The following is a 17,225-nucleotide window of genomic DNA, read 5'->3' as shown; positions in this document are numbered from 1 at the left end:
ACTTACCCGCTGGCAGTTAGTTAGCCGGTTTTTTTACCATACTAACAATAAATAACAGTGCGGCGCTGAGCACCACCGAAGGCCCGGCTGGCGTATCATAAAAGGCGGAGAATGTCAGTCCGCCGCTCACCGCAACTATCCCCACCATCACTGCTAAGGCCGCCATCTGCTCAGGTGAGCGGGAAAAACGGCGTGCGGCGGCAGCCGGAATAATCAGCAACGAGGTGATAATCAAAGCGCCAACAAACTTCATCGCCACACCAATGGTGAGCGCGGTAACCAGCATCAAGACTAAACGCGTCCGCTGAATATTAACCCCATCAACTTGCGCTAATTCAGGGCTAATGGTCATTGATAACAGCGCGCGCCACTGCCAGGCCATTAGCGCCAGCACGGTGATGACGCCAATGGCAATCAACAGCAGATCTTGCGGCGTCACCGCCAACAAGTCGCCAAACAGGTAGGCCATTAAATCGACACGCACGTTCGACATCAGGCTCACCACCACTAAACCCAGCGACAGGGCGCTGTGCGCCATAATACCAAGTAACGTATCGATCGCCAGATGCGGTCGGCGCTCCAGCCACACTAAGCCCAGCGCCAACAACAGCGTGACGACAATCACCGCATAGAACGGATTAACATTCAGCAGTAAACCAAAGGCAACGCCAAGTAATGAAGCATGTGCCAGGGTATCGCCAAAGTAGGACATACGTCGCCAAACGACAAACGAACCTAGCGGCCCGGCGGCCAATGCCAGCATCACGCCGGCCAGCCAGCCAGGAAGTAACAATTCAATCATTAGAGCCCCTGTCCTTTACGCAGAATAATGCGTCCCTGTAAATCGTGACGGTGATTATGGTGGTGGCGATAGATTGCCAACTGCTCTGCGCCGCGTGGCCCGAACATCGAAATAAACTCAGGGTGTTGCGAAACCACCTCTGGCGTGCCGGAACAGCAGATATGCTGATTCAAACACAACACCTCATCGGTTTTCGCCATCACCAAATGCAAATCGTGAGAAACCATCAACACGCCACAGTTGAGTTCCTGACGAAGCTGATTAATCAGGTCATACAGCGCCACTTGCCCATTAACGTCGACGCCCTGCGTGGGTTCATCAAGCACCAGAAGTTGGGGACGGTTCAACAGCGCCCGCGCCAGCAACACGCGCTGGGTTTCTCCGCCAGAAAGCTTTTGCAGCGGAGAGTGTTGTAGATGGCCGGCCTGTACCCGTTTAAGAGCCGGGAGAATATCGGCTTTTTTTACGCCGGGCCGCAGGCGTAAAAACCGTTCAACGCTAAGCGGCAGCGTGGCATCCAGATGAAGTTTTTGCGGCACATAACCAATACGTAACCGTGTGGCGCGGTACAGCGTGCCGCTGTCCGGCGTAATGAGGCCCAGTACCACGCGCACCAGCGTTGATTTACCGGCGCCGTTAGGACCAAGCAGCGTCAAAATACGTCCTGGCTCCAGGCGCAGTGAAATGTCAGACAATACGCGGCGTCGATCAAAGCTGACCGCGATTTTTTCCAGACTTACCAATGAGGACATAGCGATTACGGGTTGCAGAAGATTTCGGATGTTATAATATCACACCCCATCAATGAATCACGATGGATTGAAGCATTATGTTACATAATAAAAAATGGTTTTTTTCTACGCTTTTTGCCGCCGGTTTAACCGTTTCGCTTACACAATCAGCCGATGCGACGGTGGTCACATCTTTGAAACCGATTGGTTTTATCGCCGCCGCGATTGCCGATGGCGTTACGCCAGTTCAGGTGCTGCTGCCTGATGGCGCTTCCGAGCACGACTATGCGTTACGTCCTTCAGACGTTAAACGCTTGCAGGGCGCGGATTTAGTGGTATGGGTCGGCCCGGAAATGGAAGCGTTTATGACCAAATCGGTTGCCGCAATCCCCGCGCAAAAAAACCTTGAATTGGCCGAATTGCCGACGGTTAAACCGCTATTGATTACCGGCGCTGATGAAGATGAGGAGGCGGGTGAAAGCGGTTTCGAACATCAAGATGAATCTCATCAACACCACCATGAGGGGCAATATAATATGCATCTCTGGTTATCCCCTGAAATAGCACGGGAATCGGCGGTTGCAATCCATGGAAAATTATTGGAACTTATGCCGCAAAGCAAAGCCAAACTTGACGCTAACCTGCAACAATTCGAGGCGGGACTGGCACAATCAGACCAGGTCATTGGCAGCGAGCTGGCACCCATAAAGGGGAAAGGGTATTTCGTTTTTCACGATGCTTATAGCTACTTTGAGAAACATTTCGGTTTGTCGCCTTTAGGGCATTTTACCGTTAACCCAGAAATTCAACCTGGTGCGCAGCGTTTACATCAAATACGAACACAGTTGGTTGAGCAAAAAGCGGTATGCGTTTTTGCTGAGCCACAATTCAGGCCAGCCGTCATCGATGCCGTGGCCCGCGGAACAAACGTCCGTAAGGGGACGCTGGATCCGTTGGGGATGGGCATCAGCTTAACGAAAGACAGCTATGTGAAATTTCTCTCACAGTTGTCAAGCCAGTATGCGAGCTGCCTGAAAGGAGCATAGAGGAAAAGTTTACGTGCAGCAGATAGCCCGCTCTGTCGCCCTGGCGTTTAATAGTTTACCGCGTCCCCACCGTGTCATGTTGGGGTCGTTGACTGTTGTTACTTTGGCCGTCGCCGTTTGGCGGCCATACGCTTACCACCCTGAAGAAGGCGACACGTCGCCAATCGTTAAAAATATCGAACTGGATAAAAACGAACTGCGGACACTGTTGCCGGAAGCCAGTGAACCTATCGACCAGTCAACTCCAGCGCCGGAAGACGATATTCCGAAAGATGAGATCGATAAAGACGTCCCGGATGAAACCGGCACGCATGATTACGTTGTCTCGTCCGGCGATACCCTTAGCAGTATCCTCAATCAATATGACATTGATATGGGGGATATAAATCAACTGGTCAAGATCGATAAAGATCTGCGTACGCTCGGCGTTGGGCAACAGCTCTCCTGGACGTTGACCGATGACGGCCAGCTTCAGCGCCTGACCTGGGAACTCTCTCGTCGTGAAACGCGTACTTACGATCGCGCCGGGAACGCCTTCAAAATGTCGAGCGCAATGCAGAAGGGTGACTGGAAAAACAGCGTGCTGACCGGGTCGGTCAACGGCAGTTTTGTAGCCAGTGCGCAAAAGGCCGGGCTCTCGAGCGGCGAAGCGAGCAGTGTGATTAAAGCGCTCCAGTGGCAGATGGATTTTCGTAAACTGCACGCTGGCGACAAGTTTAGTGTACTGATGTCGCGTGAAGTCCTTAACGGGAAAGCAGAGCAGAGTCAGTTGCTGGGCGTACGCTTACGGAGCGGCGGGAAAGATTACTATGCGATCCGCGCGGAAGACGGCAAATTCTATGACCGTAGTGGTTCCGGGCTGGCACGCGGCTTTATGCGTTTTCCAACGGTAAAACAGTATCGTGTTTCTTCCAACTTCAATCCGCGTCGTCTAAATCCGGTAACCGGCCGCATTGCACCGCATAAAGGGGTGGATTTTGCACTGCCGATGGGGACGCCGGTACTGGCGGTTGGCGATGGCGAAGTGATCGTTTCTAAACGCAGCGGCGGTGCGGGTAACTATGTAGCAATCCGTCATGGTCGCCAATATATGACGCGTTATATGCATATGAAGAAGCTGCTGGTTAAAGCGGGCGATAAAGTGAAACGCGGTGACCGTATTGGGCTTTCGGGCAATACCGGCCGGTCGACCGGGCCACACCTGCATTACGAAATCTGGATCAATAACCAGGCGGTTAATCCGCTCACGGCAAAACTGCCGCGTTCAGAAGGGTTGACCGGTAAAGATCGCACTAACTATCTGGCGCAGGTCAAAGAAGTATTGCCGCAACTGAAATTAAATTAATCCGCTCCGGCCGCGCTAGAGTGGCCGCGTGTGGGATGAAAAGTATAAACCGACATAGCAATATGCCGGTTTTTTCTTGCCGCAAAGGCGGGATGATTGCAAATTTGCCTGCCGGCACTATCATTAGCCGGTTATTGTTTGAGGCCAGTGCATGGAAAACAACAAGAAAAGCCCTATCGAATTTATTCCTGTCTTTCAGAAGTCTTTCCTCGCGCCGAAATATTGGGGGGCCTGGCTGGGAATCGGCGCGTGCGCGGGCATGGCATTGCTGCCTGCACGCATGCGCGATCCTGTTTTAGGGCGCCTGGGGCGGTTGGCTGGAAAGCTGGCGAAAAGCGCCCGTCGGCGCGCGCAGATCAATCTACTCTACTGTATGCCGGACCTGCCGGAGGCGCAGCGTGAAGAGATTATTGATGGCATGTTCGCGGCCGCGACGCAGTCGATGGTGATGATGGCGGAGTTGGCAATACGCCCGGCGGAGAAAGTACGTCAGCGCATTGAGTGGCATGGGCGGGAGATTATTGACACGCTGCGTGCTGAACAAAAGAGAGTTATTTTTCTGGTGCCGCACGGCTGGGCGGTCGATATTCCGGCGATGGTTCTGGCATCCGAAGGCCAACAGATGGCCGCAATGTTCCATAACCAGACCAATCCATTGATTGACTACGTCTGGAATGCGGTACGCCGCCGTTTTGGTGGCCGGATGCATGCTCGTAATGACGGGATTAAACCTTTTATTAGCTCGGTGCGCCAGGGATACTGGGGCTACTATTTGCCCGATCAGGATCATGGCGCTGAGCACAGTGAGTTTGTGGACTTTTTTGCCACCTATAAAGCGACCTTACCGGCTATCGGGCGCCTGATGAAAGTCTGCCGGGCCGAAGTGGTGCCGCTCTTTCCGGTGTATAACAGTAAAACGCATCAGCTTGAAGTGTATGTTCGTCCGCCGATGGAAGGGTTACTGGAGGCCGACGAACCGACGCTGGCGCGTCGCATGAATCAGGAAGTGGAGGTTTTTGTTCAACCGCATCCTGAACAGTACACTTGGATTTTGAAACTGTTAAAAACGCGCAGGCCCGGTGAGATTCAACCCTATAAGCGAAAAGACCTTTTCTTTAAGCGATAAAACTACGCCGGCAATGTCCGGCGTAGTTTATGATGGCATTATTTCACGCGAGTAATCACCGTTGAACGCCGTTGACGTTCGCGTAGAAAGGCGGTGACCAGCGCAAACCAAACCAATCCACAGGCAAAATTAATCAGGCTGAAGAGGCGATTGCCGCCGTTAAAGTAGCCATATTTAGTTAATTCGATACCCAGCGCAAAAGCCAGAATGCTCACCATACCCAGCATTGCCGCGACGCTGCCTTTTCCGGCATTGCTGGCGAACAACGTCAAACGATACAGCCCGGCGTTCACCAACCCGGCGCCGAAACCATACAGACTTAGCCCGGCGGTCATCCACAGATAGCTCTGATTATTTACCAGCGTACACAGCAGCGCTAAGCCAAGACCGAGCAAAATCGGCCACGCGCCAAAGCGGAGCGGTTGCTCAATCGGCCAACGCCCGGAAAGCCGTCCTAAGGTTAAGTTACCGGCAATCATCGCCAGAAAAACTGGCAATTGCAGCAGCGCATACTGCATGCGCGACAGGCCCGCATCATGAATTAAAATGACCGGCGATAACGCAACCCACGCCAGGATAGGGATAAACACCAGGCCAATAGCCAGCGAGCCGCTCATTACCTGACGGTCGCGCGCCAGCGCCAGATAGCCTTTCCCCAGTGAGGCTAAGGAGACCGATGCGCTACGATCTCCCGCCGTTTCCGGCATCGCGCGCCATAAGCCAAACCATGCTAGCGCGGCAATGAGCGCAAATAACCAGAACATGTTACGCCAGCCGCTGACATCAAGGAACGCGGCGCCCGCTAATGGCCCGGCCAACGGGGCCAGCAGTGCAACGTTAGCCATCAGCGCCATGATGCGCACACTCAACGTTTCATCGAAGGCTTCCTGAACAGCGGCATAACCGACCGCGCCAATAAAGCACAAGCTAATGCCTTGCATAAAACGTAGCGTAATGAATTGCTCAATGCTTTGAACAAACGGCGTAATGGCGCAGGCAAGGATGAAAAACAGTACGCCGAACAGCAAAATGGGGCGACGCCCATATTTATCTGAAAGCGGCCCCAGCAACCATTGCAGCACAATACCGCCAATTAAATAGGCAGTCAGCGAAGCGGAAACCCACTCAGGACCGACATTAAATTCGCCGGTAACCAGCAACATACCGGGTTGAATCATGTCATGCGCGATATAGGTAGCAAACTCAAACAGCACCAGAGAAAGGGGAAAAAGTAGATGTCTCAGCGTAAGCGTTGAGATCGGGGTATATGCGGCCATGCAACAATGCTCCGGTAAACGTAAAAACGCGACCGCGGATGCGGTCGCGCCAATATAGCAAGATAAGGCGACGCTTTGATGAATTATCGTTTATCCGCAAATGCGGCGATAGGGTTCACCAGCGTTCCGGCGAATTTAAGATTTTCAGCCGGATCGGACAAGTTAATCATTTGCTGGTTATTCGCCAGTTGCAGCCGATTAAGGCAAGAACGTTGGAATTCCGGCGTAAACATATCATAACGGGCGAATTTACTCGCCAACTGCGGATGCGCCTGCTGGTAGGCCTTCACACAATCCGCTACGCAACGCCAGAAAGTTGATTCCGATAACGTATTTTCCTGCACTAAAATCGCGTTAATAAAGCGGAAAATACAGTCGAAAACGTCGGTGAATAGCGACAGTAATTTAAGGTTATCCGGCACATCTACCGCCAGACGCTGCGCTTTCTCCGGCAGTTGCGCATCCGGGTTGAGTACCGCGATTTCTTCGCCGATGTCCTTCATCCAGGCGCTAACCGGCACATTGTTTTCAAACAGCAGGATGAGGTTTTCGCCATGTGGCATAAACACCAAATCATGCTGATAAAAGCAGTGTAGCAGTGGGCTCAGGTAACAATGCAGATAGGCGTTAATCCAGCTTTCCGCATCCAAACCGGAATCGGCAATTAACGCCGGTAGTAGCGCTTTTTGCTGTGCATCCACATGCAGCAGCGAGGCCATGGTCATTAGCCGCTGGCCGGGCTGCAAGTGGACGACCGGATTATCACGCCATAACACGGCAAACATCTTCTTCCATGCGGAATCACCACTGATTGCGCGTTCATAATAACGGTTATGATACCCGATCGCCGCAACCTCGCGCAGAATGCGAAAATTGCACTGTTGTAGCCAGCGATCTTGGTTAACCAGTGTTTCCAGCCAATGGTTAACCGCCGGCGTCGTCGCCATGTAATAGGGCGATAAACCGCGCATAAAGCCCATATTCAGCACTGAAAGGGCGGTTTTTACATAGCGTTTACCCGGTTGGCTGCGGTTAAAGAAGGTTCGAATCGATTGCTGCGCCTGGTAACAATCCTCGCTTTCGCCAAGATAAATAATGTCGCGCGCAGCAATATCAGGGGCGAACACCGTCAGTAATTTGTTATGCCACTGCCAGGGATGAACCGGCATCCACAAATATTCATCGCGGGCAACGCCCAACTCATCAAGCCGGGCATTAAAGGTTGCCAGCGTGCTTTCACCCAACTCCTCGTGCATCAACTGTTGGTAGGACAACTCATCCAGACTGGCGAAATGAGCATTTCGGGTATGGACCGCCACCCACACCAACTTAACCGGCGCGGCGGTTTCTGGCGCATAACGAAGGTAATCCTGCGCGTCGAACCCGATGCGCCCATTGTTGGCGACAAAGCAGGGATGGCCTTCGGTCATGGAGGCTTCAACGGTCTGGAAATCGGCGTGAGCCAGCGCTGCGCTATTGGGTTGGTTTTTATTCAGCTTATAGACGCTGCTACAGAGGGTGCTGGTGATCTCCTCCATATAGGTGGCTAACAGCGTAGCAGGAATACCAATCTGCTGATGGAACTCGGTAATAAATTGCAGTGCATCAAGTGCCAGCGGCGCGCCATTCTCCTGCTTACGCAGTGAAACCAGATCGATGGCCCAGTGGTCGAGCGCCAGGCGTTCAGCGTAAAACCGATACTCCGCCTCGCCGCTGGGTACCGCTACGCGGTACTCTCCGTTAGTCTCGACCGGTACGATCAGTTTTTCATGGGCGAATTCGGCAATCGCTTTGCGAATTAATAAGCGATTAGCCAGTAGCCAGTGATCACCCACCAAGTGTTGGCCGGTGAGATGTGCGGTTGCGGTATTCATAGAAAACGTTTCCTGCAAGAGAGCATGTTGATAATCATCGCGCTGGCAAAATGCCAGCCAGGCAGTTTTGTGGCCCATATCGATGGTGTGTTGATAGCGAAATCCGGCGCGTTGATTCAGCCGGTGAATTTTGTCGTTGCGCACATCCGGCTCAACCACCACACGCTGCACCTGTGGCAGGCTGAACAGGTAATCCATCACGGTGCTGAATACCTGCCAGCTAAATTGCCGAATCGGTTTTTCCGCCGGGGCGATCAAGATATGCATGCCGTAATCGTCTGCCCGCGCCGGATAATGTTTACCGACTTCGTCCTGCTGTGCCTGATAGCACTCCACGAGGAAAACCGGTTGTTGGTTACAGCAGCCAATCAGCGCCGCGTTTGGATTATCGGCGGTGAGCCGTTGATAGAAATCAGCGACCTGTTGCAGAGAGTGATCCTGCATGCCCCAGAAGCGTGCGTACTCTTGCGTGACCCAACGGTGAACTTGTGGCGCATCATCCGCCTGCATTGGGCGCAGGGTAAATTCGCCCGCCGGTCGTGTGGTGCGAAAGAGAGCAGGGTTAGACATGGATTTCCTCCGATTCGGCGGGGAAGGTTTGAAAGGCTATTTGGCGTTCAACCGGGTAGATTTCGCGTCCGGCGATTTCGCGGATTAACACCGAGTTGCGATAGCACGCCATTCCCAGGTCAGGCGTCACAAAGCCGTGAGTATGCAATTCGGCGTTCTGAACAAAAATCTGGTTATGGTGGTCGATACTGTAATTGCGTTGTACCGCATAGCGCCCCTGGTCATCCCAGCGTAGGCGGTTGGCGATACCTTCAATAAACAGCGGCGGGCGGTAATGATAGCCGGTCGCCATTACCAGCCCTTCAGTACGGCGTGTAAACGCCTGGTCCTGCTCCTGCTGGTGCAGCGAGAGTTCCAGTTGACCGGTGGGTAACCGACGTAGGTCGGTTAACTCGCAGTGGGTAAATAGCCTAACCTTGAGTGCGCCATCCAGTTGCTTCACGTACATCAGGTCATAGATGTCGTTAATCAGGCTACTGTTAATCCCTTTGTACAGATTCTTATGGCGGGCGTTCAGTGCATCCCGTTTGGCGGGAGGCAGCGCATGGAAATAATCAATCCACTCGGGAGAGGTCATTTCCAGCGTCAACTTGGTATATTCCAGCGGATAAAAACGCGGTGCGCGGGTGACCCAATTGAGTTGATAACCGAACCGGTCAATATCATTCAGCAAGTCATAATAAATTTCCGCCGCGCTCTGGCCGCTTCCCAACACGGTAATACTGTTCTTTTGCTGCAATTCTGCTTTGTGCGCCAGATATTCGCTGGAGTGCGTAACCTGGTCGCGCAGCGCACGGCTGCATGCCGGAAGCCAGGCGACCGGGCCGGTGCCGAGCACCAGTTTACGCGCCAGCCAATAGCGGGATTCGCCACTACGCGTTGAGCAACTGCGCACCCGATAACATTGCCGGTCGCTATCGTAGCTGACATCCTCAACCCGGGTATTCCAGTGCAAGGTGTCCAGTTGAGCACAGGCCCATTGGCAATACTGGTTATACTCTTTGCGCATGAGAAAGAAATCTTCACGGATGTAGAATGAATAAATCTTTCCCTTTTGCTTCATATAATTGAGCAGACTAAAGCGGTTGGTCGGATCGGCCAGCGTGACTAAATCCGCCATAAAGGGCGTTTGCAAATGCGCGCTTTCCAGCATCATGCCGGTATGCCAGTCAAACCCCGGGTTCTGATCGAGAAATACGCCGTTAATCTCCTCAATCGGATCGGTTAAGCAGGCCAATCCAAGGTTAAAGGGGCCGATGCCAATGCCAATAAAGTCGTAAATTGTCTCACTCATTGGAAACCTCACTGATTGGCGGCGCTGAGTGCCGGGCCGTGTGACAGGGAGCGCCCGTAATGCACGATCAGCGCAATCACATCTTCCATGTCGTTGGGGGTTGTTGCCGGGTTCAGCAGCGTAAATTTCAGATACTGTCGTTGGTTAACTTTGGTGCCGGCTACCACCGCGTTACCGGAGCGGAACAGCGCCTTACGGATTTGCGCGTTAATTTCATCGACGCGCGCCTCGGTGAAACCTGCACGCGGCACGAAGCGGAAAACCTGGGTGGTCAGTTCGGGCGAGTGGAGAACTTCAATCGCCGGATGGGCGGCCAGTAAGCGGTGGGTAGCCTCTGCCAGCGCCAGCACACTGTCAAAAGCCTGGCCCAGTTTTTCCGCGCCCATCACACGTAAGGTGAGCCACATTTTTAGCGCGTCAAAGCGGCGTGTGGTTTGGATACTTTTATTCACCAGGTTAGGGGTGCCTTCCTGCTGAGCACTCAGCGGATTGAGATAATCGGCATGCACCGTGACGTGGCTGAGATGGTGGCTGTCACGCACGAAAAACGCGCCGCAACTGACGGTCTGGAAGAAGGATTTGTGATAATCAACTGTGACTGAATCCGCCCGTTCAATACCCGCCAGCCGCTGGCGATGCTGGGGAGAAACCAACAACCCACAACCGTAGGCGGCATCAACATGTAGCCATAACCCTTGCTGTTGGCAAAGGTCGGCAATCGCGTTGAGCGGATCGATACTGCCAAAATCGGTGGTGCCGCTGGTGGCGACCACCGCAATCGGAATCAGTCCATCCTCGCGGCATTGTGCGACCGCCTCCGCCAGCTTGTTGGCGTCCATACGGTAGTTTTCATCATAATCAACCGGGACGACCGCATCGTAACCCAAGCCTAAAATGGCGGTAGATTTCTGAATACTGAAGTGGCTCAGTTTGGAGGTGAAAATGCGCCATTTAGGCGCTTCCGGCGGCAATCCATGCTGTTTAATTAAGTGGCCGGAATGGTGACGCGCACACCACGTATCGCGCGCCAGTAACATTGCCATTAGGTTGGATTGGGTGCCACCGCTGGTAAAAATTCCGTCTGAGTCGTGCGGTAAACCAATGCGCTGCAATGTCCAGTCAATCACTTTCTGTTCAATCAGAGTACCGCCCGCGCTTTGATCCCAGGTATCTACCGAGCTGTTAATCGCGCTCATTACCTGTTCCGCCAGCAGGGAAGGGAGCACTACCGGGCAGTTAAGGTGCGCCACATATTTCGGATGATGGAAGTACACCGCGTCACGTAGATAGAGTTGCGATAACTCTTCTAACGCAGCCTCATCGTTGCCGAGGGGTTGATTAAGATCAACGGCGTTAAATGCCGGAGCCAGTTCATGCGGCAAAATACCGCTGAATGGTTTTTCTACTTGTTGAAGAGTACGGCGAATCAGCGCCAGCGCTTGGGTGGTTTGCCGGGCATAAGCATCAAGCTGCGCATGATTGAACAGGAAGTCGGCACTTCCGTCGTGTTGATGCGGTGAGAACGGTGTGACCGACGATACGGATTGCGGATGGAAAACCATACTCTGACCTTTTTTTGGACGTAGAAAACCCTGCCAACATCGTGTGATGTAGGCTCTAAATACCTGACATGGTGTGATGCCAGTTAAATTTTGCTAATTATTCAAACAGGTGCGCGTTGCAGGAGTGATAGCGTCAACTATCGCTCAAAAGAAAATCATTCATTTATTCGGCTACTTTTAGTGGTTAATACGCTATTTTATTGAGGTTATTCACCAATTGTTAACGATAATGCGATTATAAATGCAAATCATTATCATTCAATAGTGTTGTTGTAACAAACCTGAGATAAGATTTTTTAATCATTAAAGTGTGATACAGATCACATTATTCAGCAGGGGGTGTAGACAGTCAGTTCAGGCTCATGGAAAGGGGAAAAAACGGAAAGCAGAAGAGAGGCCGCCGCAGCGCGCGGCAGCCCGGAACAGCGTTATTCGACGCGCATCACGCGGCTGGTGTTGGTGGTACCGACCGTGCTCATCACGTCACCTTGGGTGACAATAACCAAATCGCCTGAGACAAGGAAACCTTTATCACGCAGCAGATTAATCGCATCGTTGGCGGCGACGACACCTTCATTGTTACTGTCGAAGTAGACCGGCGTGACGCCACGATACAGCGCGGTAAGGTTCAGCGTGCGTTCATGGCGCGACATGGCGAAAATCGGCAGGCCGGAGGTGATACGTGAAGTCATCAACGCGGTACGACCGGATTCGGTCATGGTAATAATCGCGGTAACCCCTTGCAGGTGGTTGGCAGCATACATTGCCGACATGGCAATCGCTTCTTCAATATTGTCAAACTGAACGTCGAGACGGTGTTTGGAAACATTAATGCTGGGGATTTTCTCCGCGCCAAGGCAAACCTTCGCCATGGCGGTGACGGTCTCAGCCGGGTACTGACCGGCGGCGGTTTCCGCCGACAGCATCACCGCATCGGTACCATCAAGCACGGCGTTCGCAACATCCATGACTTCCGCACGAGTCGGCATCGGGTTAGTGATCATCGACTCCATCATCTGTGTTGCGGTAATCACCGCGCGGTTGAGCTGACGCGCGCGGCGAATTAACGCCTTCTGAATCCCCACCAATTCCGGATCGCCGATTTCGACCCCCAGATCGCCACGCGCGACCATCACGACATCGGAAGCGAGGATAATATCATCCATAGCTTCCGGGCTGGCGACAGCTTCGGCACGTTCTACTTTGGAGACGATTTTGGCATCACACCCTGCGTCACGTGCGAGGCGACGAGCATAATTCAGGTCTTCGCCACAGCGTGGAAAAGAGACGGCCAGGTAATCCACGCCAATTTTGGCGGCGGTGATAATGTCAGCCTTATCTTTCTCGGTCAGTGCTTCTGCAGATAAGCCACCGCCGAGTTTATTAATGCCTTTATTATTGGAAAGCGGGCCACCGACAGTTACCTCGGTGAAGACTTTCATGCCCTGAACTTCCAGCACCTTTAACTGAACGCGCCCATCATCCAGTAACAGAATATCGCCCGGTACCACATCAGCGGGCAGACCTTTATAATCGATCCCCACTTTTTCTTTATCACCTTCGCCTTTACCAAGGCTGGCATCCAGCAGAAAACGATCGCCAATATTGAGGAACACCTTGCCCTCTTTAAAGGTCGACACACGAATTTTCGGCCCTTGCAAATCACCAAGGATCGCCACGTGACGCCCCAGCTTCGCGGCAATTTCACGTACCTTATCCGCACGTAACTGGTGGTCTTCAGGCGTGCCGTGCGAGAAGTTTAGTCGAACGACGTTGGCCCCGGCGGCAATGATTTTTTCAAGGTTGTTATCACGATCGGTGGCCGGGCCCAGGGTCGTTACGATCTTGGTTCTTCTGAGACGTCTTGACATGTATGACTCCGTTAACTGTAAACGTGGTGTTGCAAAGGCAATCACGATTATGCTTTCTGTGTCTTATAAATGCGCCAGTAACACTGGCTCTGAATGCTGTGTTGTGGCGGGCGATGCCGCCAGGAAGCTAGCGTGGCAGCGTTGAAATCATCGCATCTTTATCAAAACGCGATTCCTTCAAGGCTTCCTTGACTCGCTTCAAGTTATCTCTGAATTTTGCTCCGCGTCGTAAAGTGAAACCGGTTGCCAGCACATCAATCAGCGCCAGTTGCGCTAAGCGTGACACCATCGGCATATAAATATCGGTATCTTCTGGTACATCCAGAGTTAATGCCAGCGTCGCCTCGCGGGAAAGCGGCGAGCCGGGAGAAGTGATAGCCAGCACGGTTGCGTCATTTTCTCGCGCAAATTGCGCCAGTTCGACTAAATTTTTGGTGCGACCAGTATGGGAAATCAGCACGATGACGTCGCCTTCCGAACCATTCATGCAACTCATTCGTTGCATCACAATATCATCGGAATAGATGACCGGCACATTGAAACGAAAAAATTTATTCATTGCATCATGCGCGACGGCGGCAGACGCGCCGAGCCCAAAGAAGGCGATTTTTTTCGACTGAGTGAGCAGGTCGACGGCACGGTTGACCGCGGTCATATCAAGCTGCGAACGCACCCGATCGAGACCGGCCATCGCTGATTCGAAAATTTTTGCACTGTAAGCCTCAACGCTATCCGATTCGTCGATATTGCGGCTGACATACGGTGTGCCGGTCGCAAGGCTCTGTGCCAACAGTAATTTAAAGTCTGGAAAGCCACGGGTTCCCAGACGGTGGCAAAAGCGGTTGACGGTAGGTTCGCTGACTTCGGCAGCGCGCGCCAGTAACGCGATGCTAGAATGAATAGCGGTCTGCGGTGAGGCTAAAATAACCTCCGCGACTTTACGCTCGGATTTGCTAAGGAGCTCAAGATGAGCCTGAATTTTTTCCAACATATTCATAAGTTGATGACCACTCATCACTTCTGACGATTTCATTCAATGGTGAAACCGATGTCATTTTGTAGAGAATATACCTGCCCAGCCGAGGCGGGGGCAGAGGCCATCCGGCAGTTAGGACTCTTTTTTGCCAGACTTTGAACTGTGTCTAACTTTCATAATTGTAAAAATCGTAACAAAAAAGTGAAAAAATTACGCACAAACGGTTCTCCGCATTCGACTGAATAGCCAGAGAATTGAACATTGATGGCGGAACGATTATGCGCAGGTTTACGCGCAATAGCCAAAAGCAGTACAGTGTCTTGAAAGAAAATTACAATAAGAATCTGACCGGTAACGGAAACATCGGGTCAGATTTATCCTGCAACGAGGAGAGTAAAATGGCGGTAACACAAACAGCCCAGGCATGCGATCTGGTTATTTTCGGTGCCAAAGGCGATCTTGCTCGCCGAAAACTGTTACCTTCCCTGTATCAGTTGGAAAAGGCCGGTCAGATTCATGAAGATACGCGCATCATTGGCGTAGGCCGCGCCGATTGGGACAAAGCGGCATATACCAAAGTTATTCGTGAAGCGTTGGAAACCTTCATGAAAGAAAAAATCGATGAAGCGCTGTGGGATAAACTGAGCAGCCGCCTTGATTTCTGTAATCTTGATGTCAACGATACATCCCATTTCCCGAAACTGGGCAAACTGCTCGATCAGAAAAAGCGCGTCACCATTAACTACTTTGCGATGCCGCCAAGTACTTTTGGCGCGATCTGTAAAGGGTTAGGGCAGGCGAAACTCAACGCAAAACCGGCACGCGTGGTGATGGAGAAGCCGCTGGGAACCTCGCTGGAAACCTCTCGTGAGATCAATGACCAGGTCGGTGAGTATTTTGAAGAGTGCCAGGTCTTCCGTATCGACCACTATCTGGGTAAAGAGACGGTGCTGAACCTGCTGGCGCTGCGTTTCGCTAACTCGCTGTTCGCCTCTAACTGGGATAACCGCACCATCGATCACGTGCAGATTACCGTGGCGGAAGAGGTGGGGATCGAAGGCCGTTGGGGTTACTTTGATCAGGCCGGTCAGATGCGTGACATGATTCAGAATCACTTACTGCAAATTTTGACCATGATTGCCATGTCGCCGCCGGCGGATTTAAGCGCTGACCGCATTCGCGATGAAAAAGTGAAAGTGCTGCGTTCATTGCGCCGTATTGACCATAGCAACGTGCGTGACAAAACGGTACGCGGGCAATATACCTCTGGTTTTGTGCAGGGCAAAAAAGTGCCGGGTTATCTGGAAGAAGAGGGCGCGAATAAGTCCAGCCATACGGAAAGCTTTGTTTCTATCCGCGTCGACATTGACGATTGGCGTTGGGCCGGCGTGCCGTTCTATCTACGTACCGGTAAGCGTTTGCCGACCAAGTGCTCTGAAGTGGTGGTGTACTTTAAGAACCCAGCCTTAAATCTGTTTAAAGAGTCCTGGCAGGAGTTGCCGCAGAATAAACTGACCATTCGTCTGCAACCGGACGAAGGGGTAGATATCCAGATTCTGAACAAAGTGCCGGGGCTGGATCACAAGCATAATCTGCAAACCACTAAGCTCGATCTGAGCTATTCCGAAACCTTTAACCAGTCACACCTGGCGGATGCGTATGAACGCCTGTTGCTGGAAACCATGCGCGGCATTCAGGCACTGTTTGTGCGTCGTGACGAAGTCGAAGAAGCCTGGAAATGGGTTGACTCTATTATGGATGCCTGGGCCGCCGATAACGAAGCGCCGAAGCCGTATCAGGCCGGTACTTGGGGGCCGGTAGCATCAGTCGCGATGATTACGCGCGATGGCCGTTCCTGGAACGAGTTTGAATAAGCCATGTTTAGATGAGCCCGCGAATAGCGGGCTTTTTTTCGCCTTAAACTTACTAAGTTTTAAAAATGAACCGCAGTTTCAAAAATAGTGATAGTGCGTGGACGTTGGCTAAAAAAATCATGTATGGTAGAGAGCATTATTACTGCCTGACGCTGAAAGCGTGAGATGTGCCCGCTGTGGTCAAGGGGACGGACAGCCGGCCTGACTGGAGAAAATGAGAAATGAAGAACTGGAAAACGAGCGCCGAGAAAATTTTAACCACTGGTCCGGTGGTCCCGGTTATCGTAGTGAACAAAGCCGAACATGCGGTACCGATGGCTAAGGCGTTGGTGGCGGGCGGAGTTCGCGTACTGGAAGTCACGCTGCGCACGCCGGTAGCGATGGATGCATTGCGTGCGATTATTCAGGAGGTTCCGGAAGCCATCGTTGGCGCCGGGACAGTAATTAATACGCAACAACTGGCGGAAGTTACCGAAGCCGGCGCCCAATTCATGATTAGCCCAGGGATCACGGAATCCTTGCTGCAAGCGGCGGTTGACGGGCCTATCCCGCTGATCCCCGGTATCAGCACCGTCTCTGAGTTAATGACCGGCATGGAGTATGGGTTGCGCGAATTTAAGTTCTTCCCGGCAGAAGCAAATGGCGGGATCAAAGCGCTACAGGCGATTGGCGGCCCCTTCCCACAGGTTCGCTTTTGCCCAACCGGCGGTATTTCGCTGGCTAACTATCGCGATTATCTGGCGTTGAAAAGTGTGCTGTGTATTGGCGGCTCTTGGCTGGTGCCGGCGGATGCGCTGGAAGCCGGAGACTATGCAAGGATTACGGAACTCGCGCGCGAAGCGGTGGCGGGCGCGCAATAACGGTTACCGGGGCCATA

13 protein-coding genes are annotated in these 17,225 nt (G+C 52.5%); 5 read left to right on the top strand and 8 right to left on the bottom strand.

Annotated features, from left to right (window positions below; all coding sequences use genetic code 11):
• Positions 1 to 16: 16 nt before the first annotated feature.
• Together znuB and znuC are read right to left on the bottom strand one after the other, a co-directional pair.
• The gene (gene znuB / locus PMPD1_RS12910; RefSeq protein WP_173634428.1) at positions 17 to 802 is read right to left on the bottom strand and encodes a zinc ABC transporter permease subunit ZnuB; all 786 of its coding nucleotides are present in this window, start codon (positions 800 to 802) and stop codon (positions 17 to 19) included.
• The gene (znuC, locus tag PMPD1_RS12905; protein WP_173634427.1) at positions 802 to 1,554 is read right to left on the bottom strand and encodes a zinc ABC transporter ATP-binding protein ZnuC; all 753 of its coding nucleotides are present in this window, start codon (positions 1,552 to 1,554) and stop codon (positions 802 to 804) included. Before znuC ends, znuB begins: the two co-directional genes overlap by 1 nt.
• A gap of 77 nt (positions 1,555 to 1,631) precedes the next feature.
• Between znuC and znuA the strand changes: the two genes are divergently transcribed.
• The 3 genes from znuA to lpxM all read left to right on the top strand — a co-directional run bounded on the left by znuA (position 1,632) and on the right by lpxM (position 5,050).
• Positions 1,632 to 2,579, top strand: coding sequence for a zinc ABC transporter substrate-binding protein ZnuA (znuA, locus tag PMPD1_RS12900; protein WP_173634426.1), 948 nt, complete (start codon positions 1,632 to 1,634; stop codon positions 2,577 to 2,579).
• 13 nt (positions 2,580 to 2,592) lie between these two features.
• A complete protein-coding gene (gene mepM / locus PMPD1_RS12895; RefSeq protein ID WP_173634425.1) occupies positions 2,593 to 3,924 on the top strand; it encodes a murein DD-endopeptidase MepM in 1,332 nt (443 codons plus the stop codon).
• 151 nt (positions 3,925 to 4,075) lie between these two features.
• Complete coding sequence (gene lpxM, locus PMPD1_RS12890) at positions 4,076 to 5,050, top strand: lauroyl-Kdo(2)-lipid IV(A) myristoyltransferase (RefSeq protein ID WP_173634424.1); 975 nt, start codon at positions 4,076 to 4,078, stop codon at positions 5,048 to 5,050.
• Between the two features lie 38 nt (positions 5,051 to 5,088).
• Here the strand turns inward: lpxM and PMPD1_RS12885 are convergent, their stop codons facing one another.
• The 6 genes from PMPD1_RS12885 to PMPD1_RS12860 form a co-directional block, all read right to left on the bottom strand.
• Positions 5,089 to 6,327, bottom strand: coding sequence for an MFS transporter (locus tag PMPD1_RS12885; RefSeq protein WP_173634423.1), 1,239 nt, complete (start codon positions 6,325 to 6,327; stop codon positions 5,089 to 5,091).
• Between the two features lie 83 nt (positions 6,328 to 6,410).
• The gene (locus PMPD1_RS12880; RefSeq protein ID WP_173634422.1) at positions 6,411 to 8,771 is read right to left on the bottom strand and encodes a GNAT family N-acetyltransferase; all 2,361 of its coding nucleotides are present in this window, start codon (positions 8,769 to 8,771) and stop codon (positions 6,411 to 6,413) included.
• Positions 8,764 to 10,065 (bottom strand): lysine N(6)-hydroxylase/L-ornithine N(5)-oxygenase family protein, encoded by a 1,302-nt coding sequence (locus PMPD1_RS12875; RefSeq protein ID WP_173634421.1) that lies wholly within the window; start codon positions 10,063 to 10,065, stop codon positions 8,764 to 8,766. The genes PMPD1_RS12880 and PMPD1_RS12875 overlap by 8 nt, the downstream gene beginning before the upstream one ends.
• 8 nt (positions 10,066 to 10,073) lie before the next feature.
• A complete protein-coding gene (locus tag PMPD1_RS12870) occupies positions 10,074 to 11,627 on the bottom strand; it encodes a pyridoxal phosphate-dependent decarboxylase family protein (protein ID WP_173634420.1) in 1,554 nt (517 codons plus the stop codon).
• 428 nt (positions 11,628 to 12,055) lie between these two features.
• Positions 12,056 to 13,498, bottom strand: a complete 1,443-nt coding sequence (gene pyk, locus PMPD1_RS12865; RefSeq protein WP_173634419.1) for a pyruvate kinase — start codon at positions 13,496 to 13,498, stop codon at positions 12,056 to 12,058.
• Between the two features lie 127 nt (positions 13,499 to 13,625).
• Complete coding sequence (locus PMPD1_RS12860; protein WP_173636215.1) at positions 13,626 to 14,495, bottom strand: MurR/RpiR family transcriptional regulator; 870 nt, start codon at positions 14,493 to 14,495, stop codon at positions 13,626 to 13,628.
• 377 nt (positions 14,496 to 14,872) lie between these two features.
• Between PMPD1_RS12860 and zwf the strand changes: the two genes are divergently transcribed.
• Both zwf and PMPD1_RS12850 read left to right on the top strand, forming a co-directional pair.
• Positions 14,873 to 16,348 (top strand): glucose-6-phosphate dehydrogenase, encoded by a 1,476-nt coding sequence (zwf, locus tag PMPD1_RS12855; RefSeq protein WP_173634418.1) that lies wholly within the window; start codon positions 14,873 to 14,875, stop codon positions 16,346 to 16,348.
• Positions 16,349 to 16,569: 221 nt separating this feature from the next.
• Complete coding sequence (locus PMPD1_RS12850; protein ID WP_173634417.1) at positions 16,570 to 17,208, top strand: bifunctional 4-hydroxy-2-oxoglutarate aldolase/2-dehydro-3-deoxy-phosphogluconate aldolase; 639 nt, start codon at positions 16,570 to 16,572, stop codon at positions 17,206 to 17,208.
• Positions 17,209 to 17,225 lie beyond the last annotated feature (17 nt).

It is taken from the genome of Paramixta manurensis, from assembly GCF_013285385.1.
Classification (GTDB): Bacteria; Pseudomonadota; Gammaproteobacteria; order Enterobacterales; family Enterobacteriaceae; genus Paramixta; species Paramixta manurensis.
Note: the sequence above shows the minus strand (reverse complement) of the source record. Positions and strands in the feature narration are given on the sequence as shown.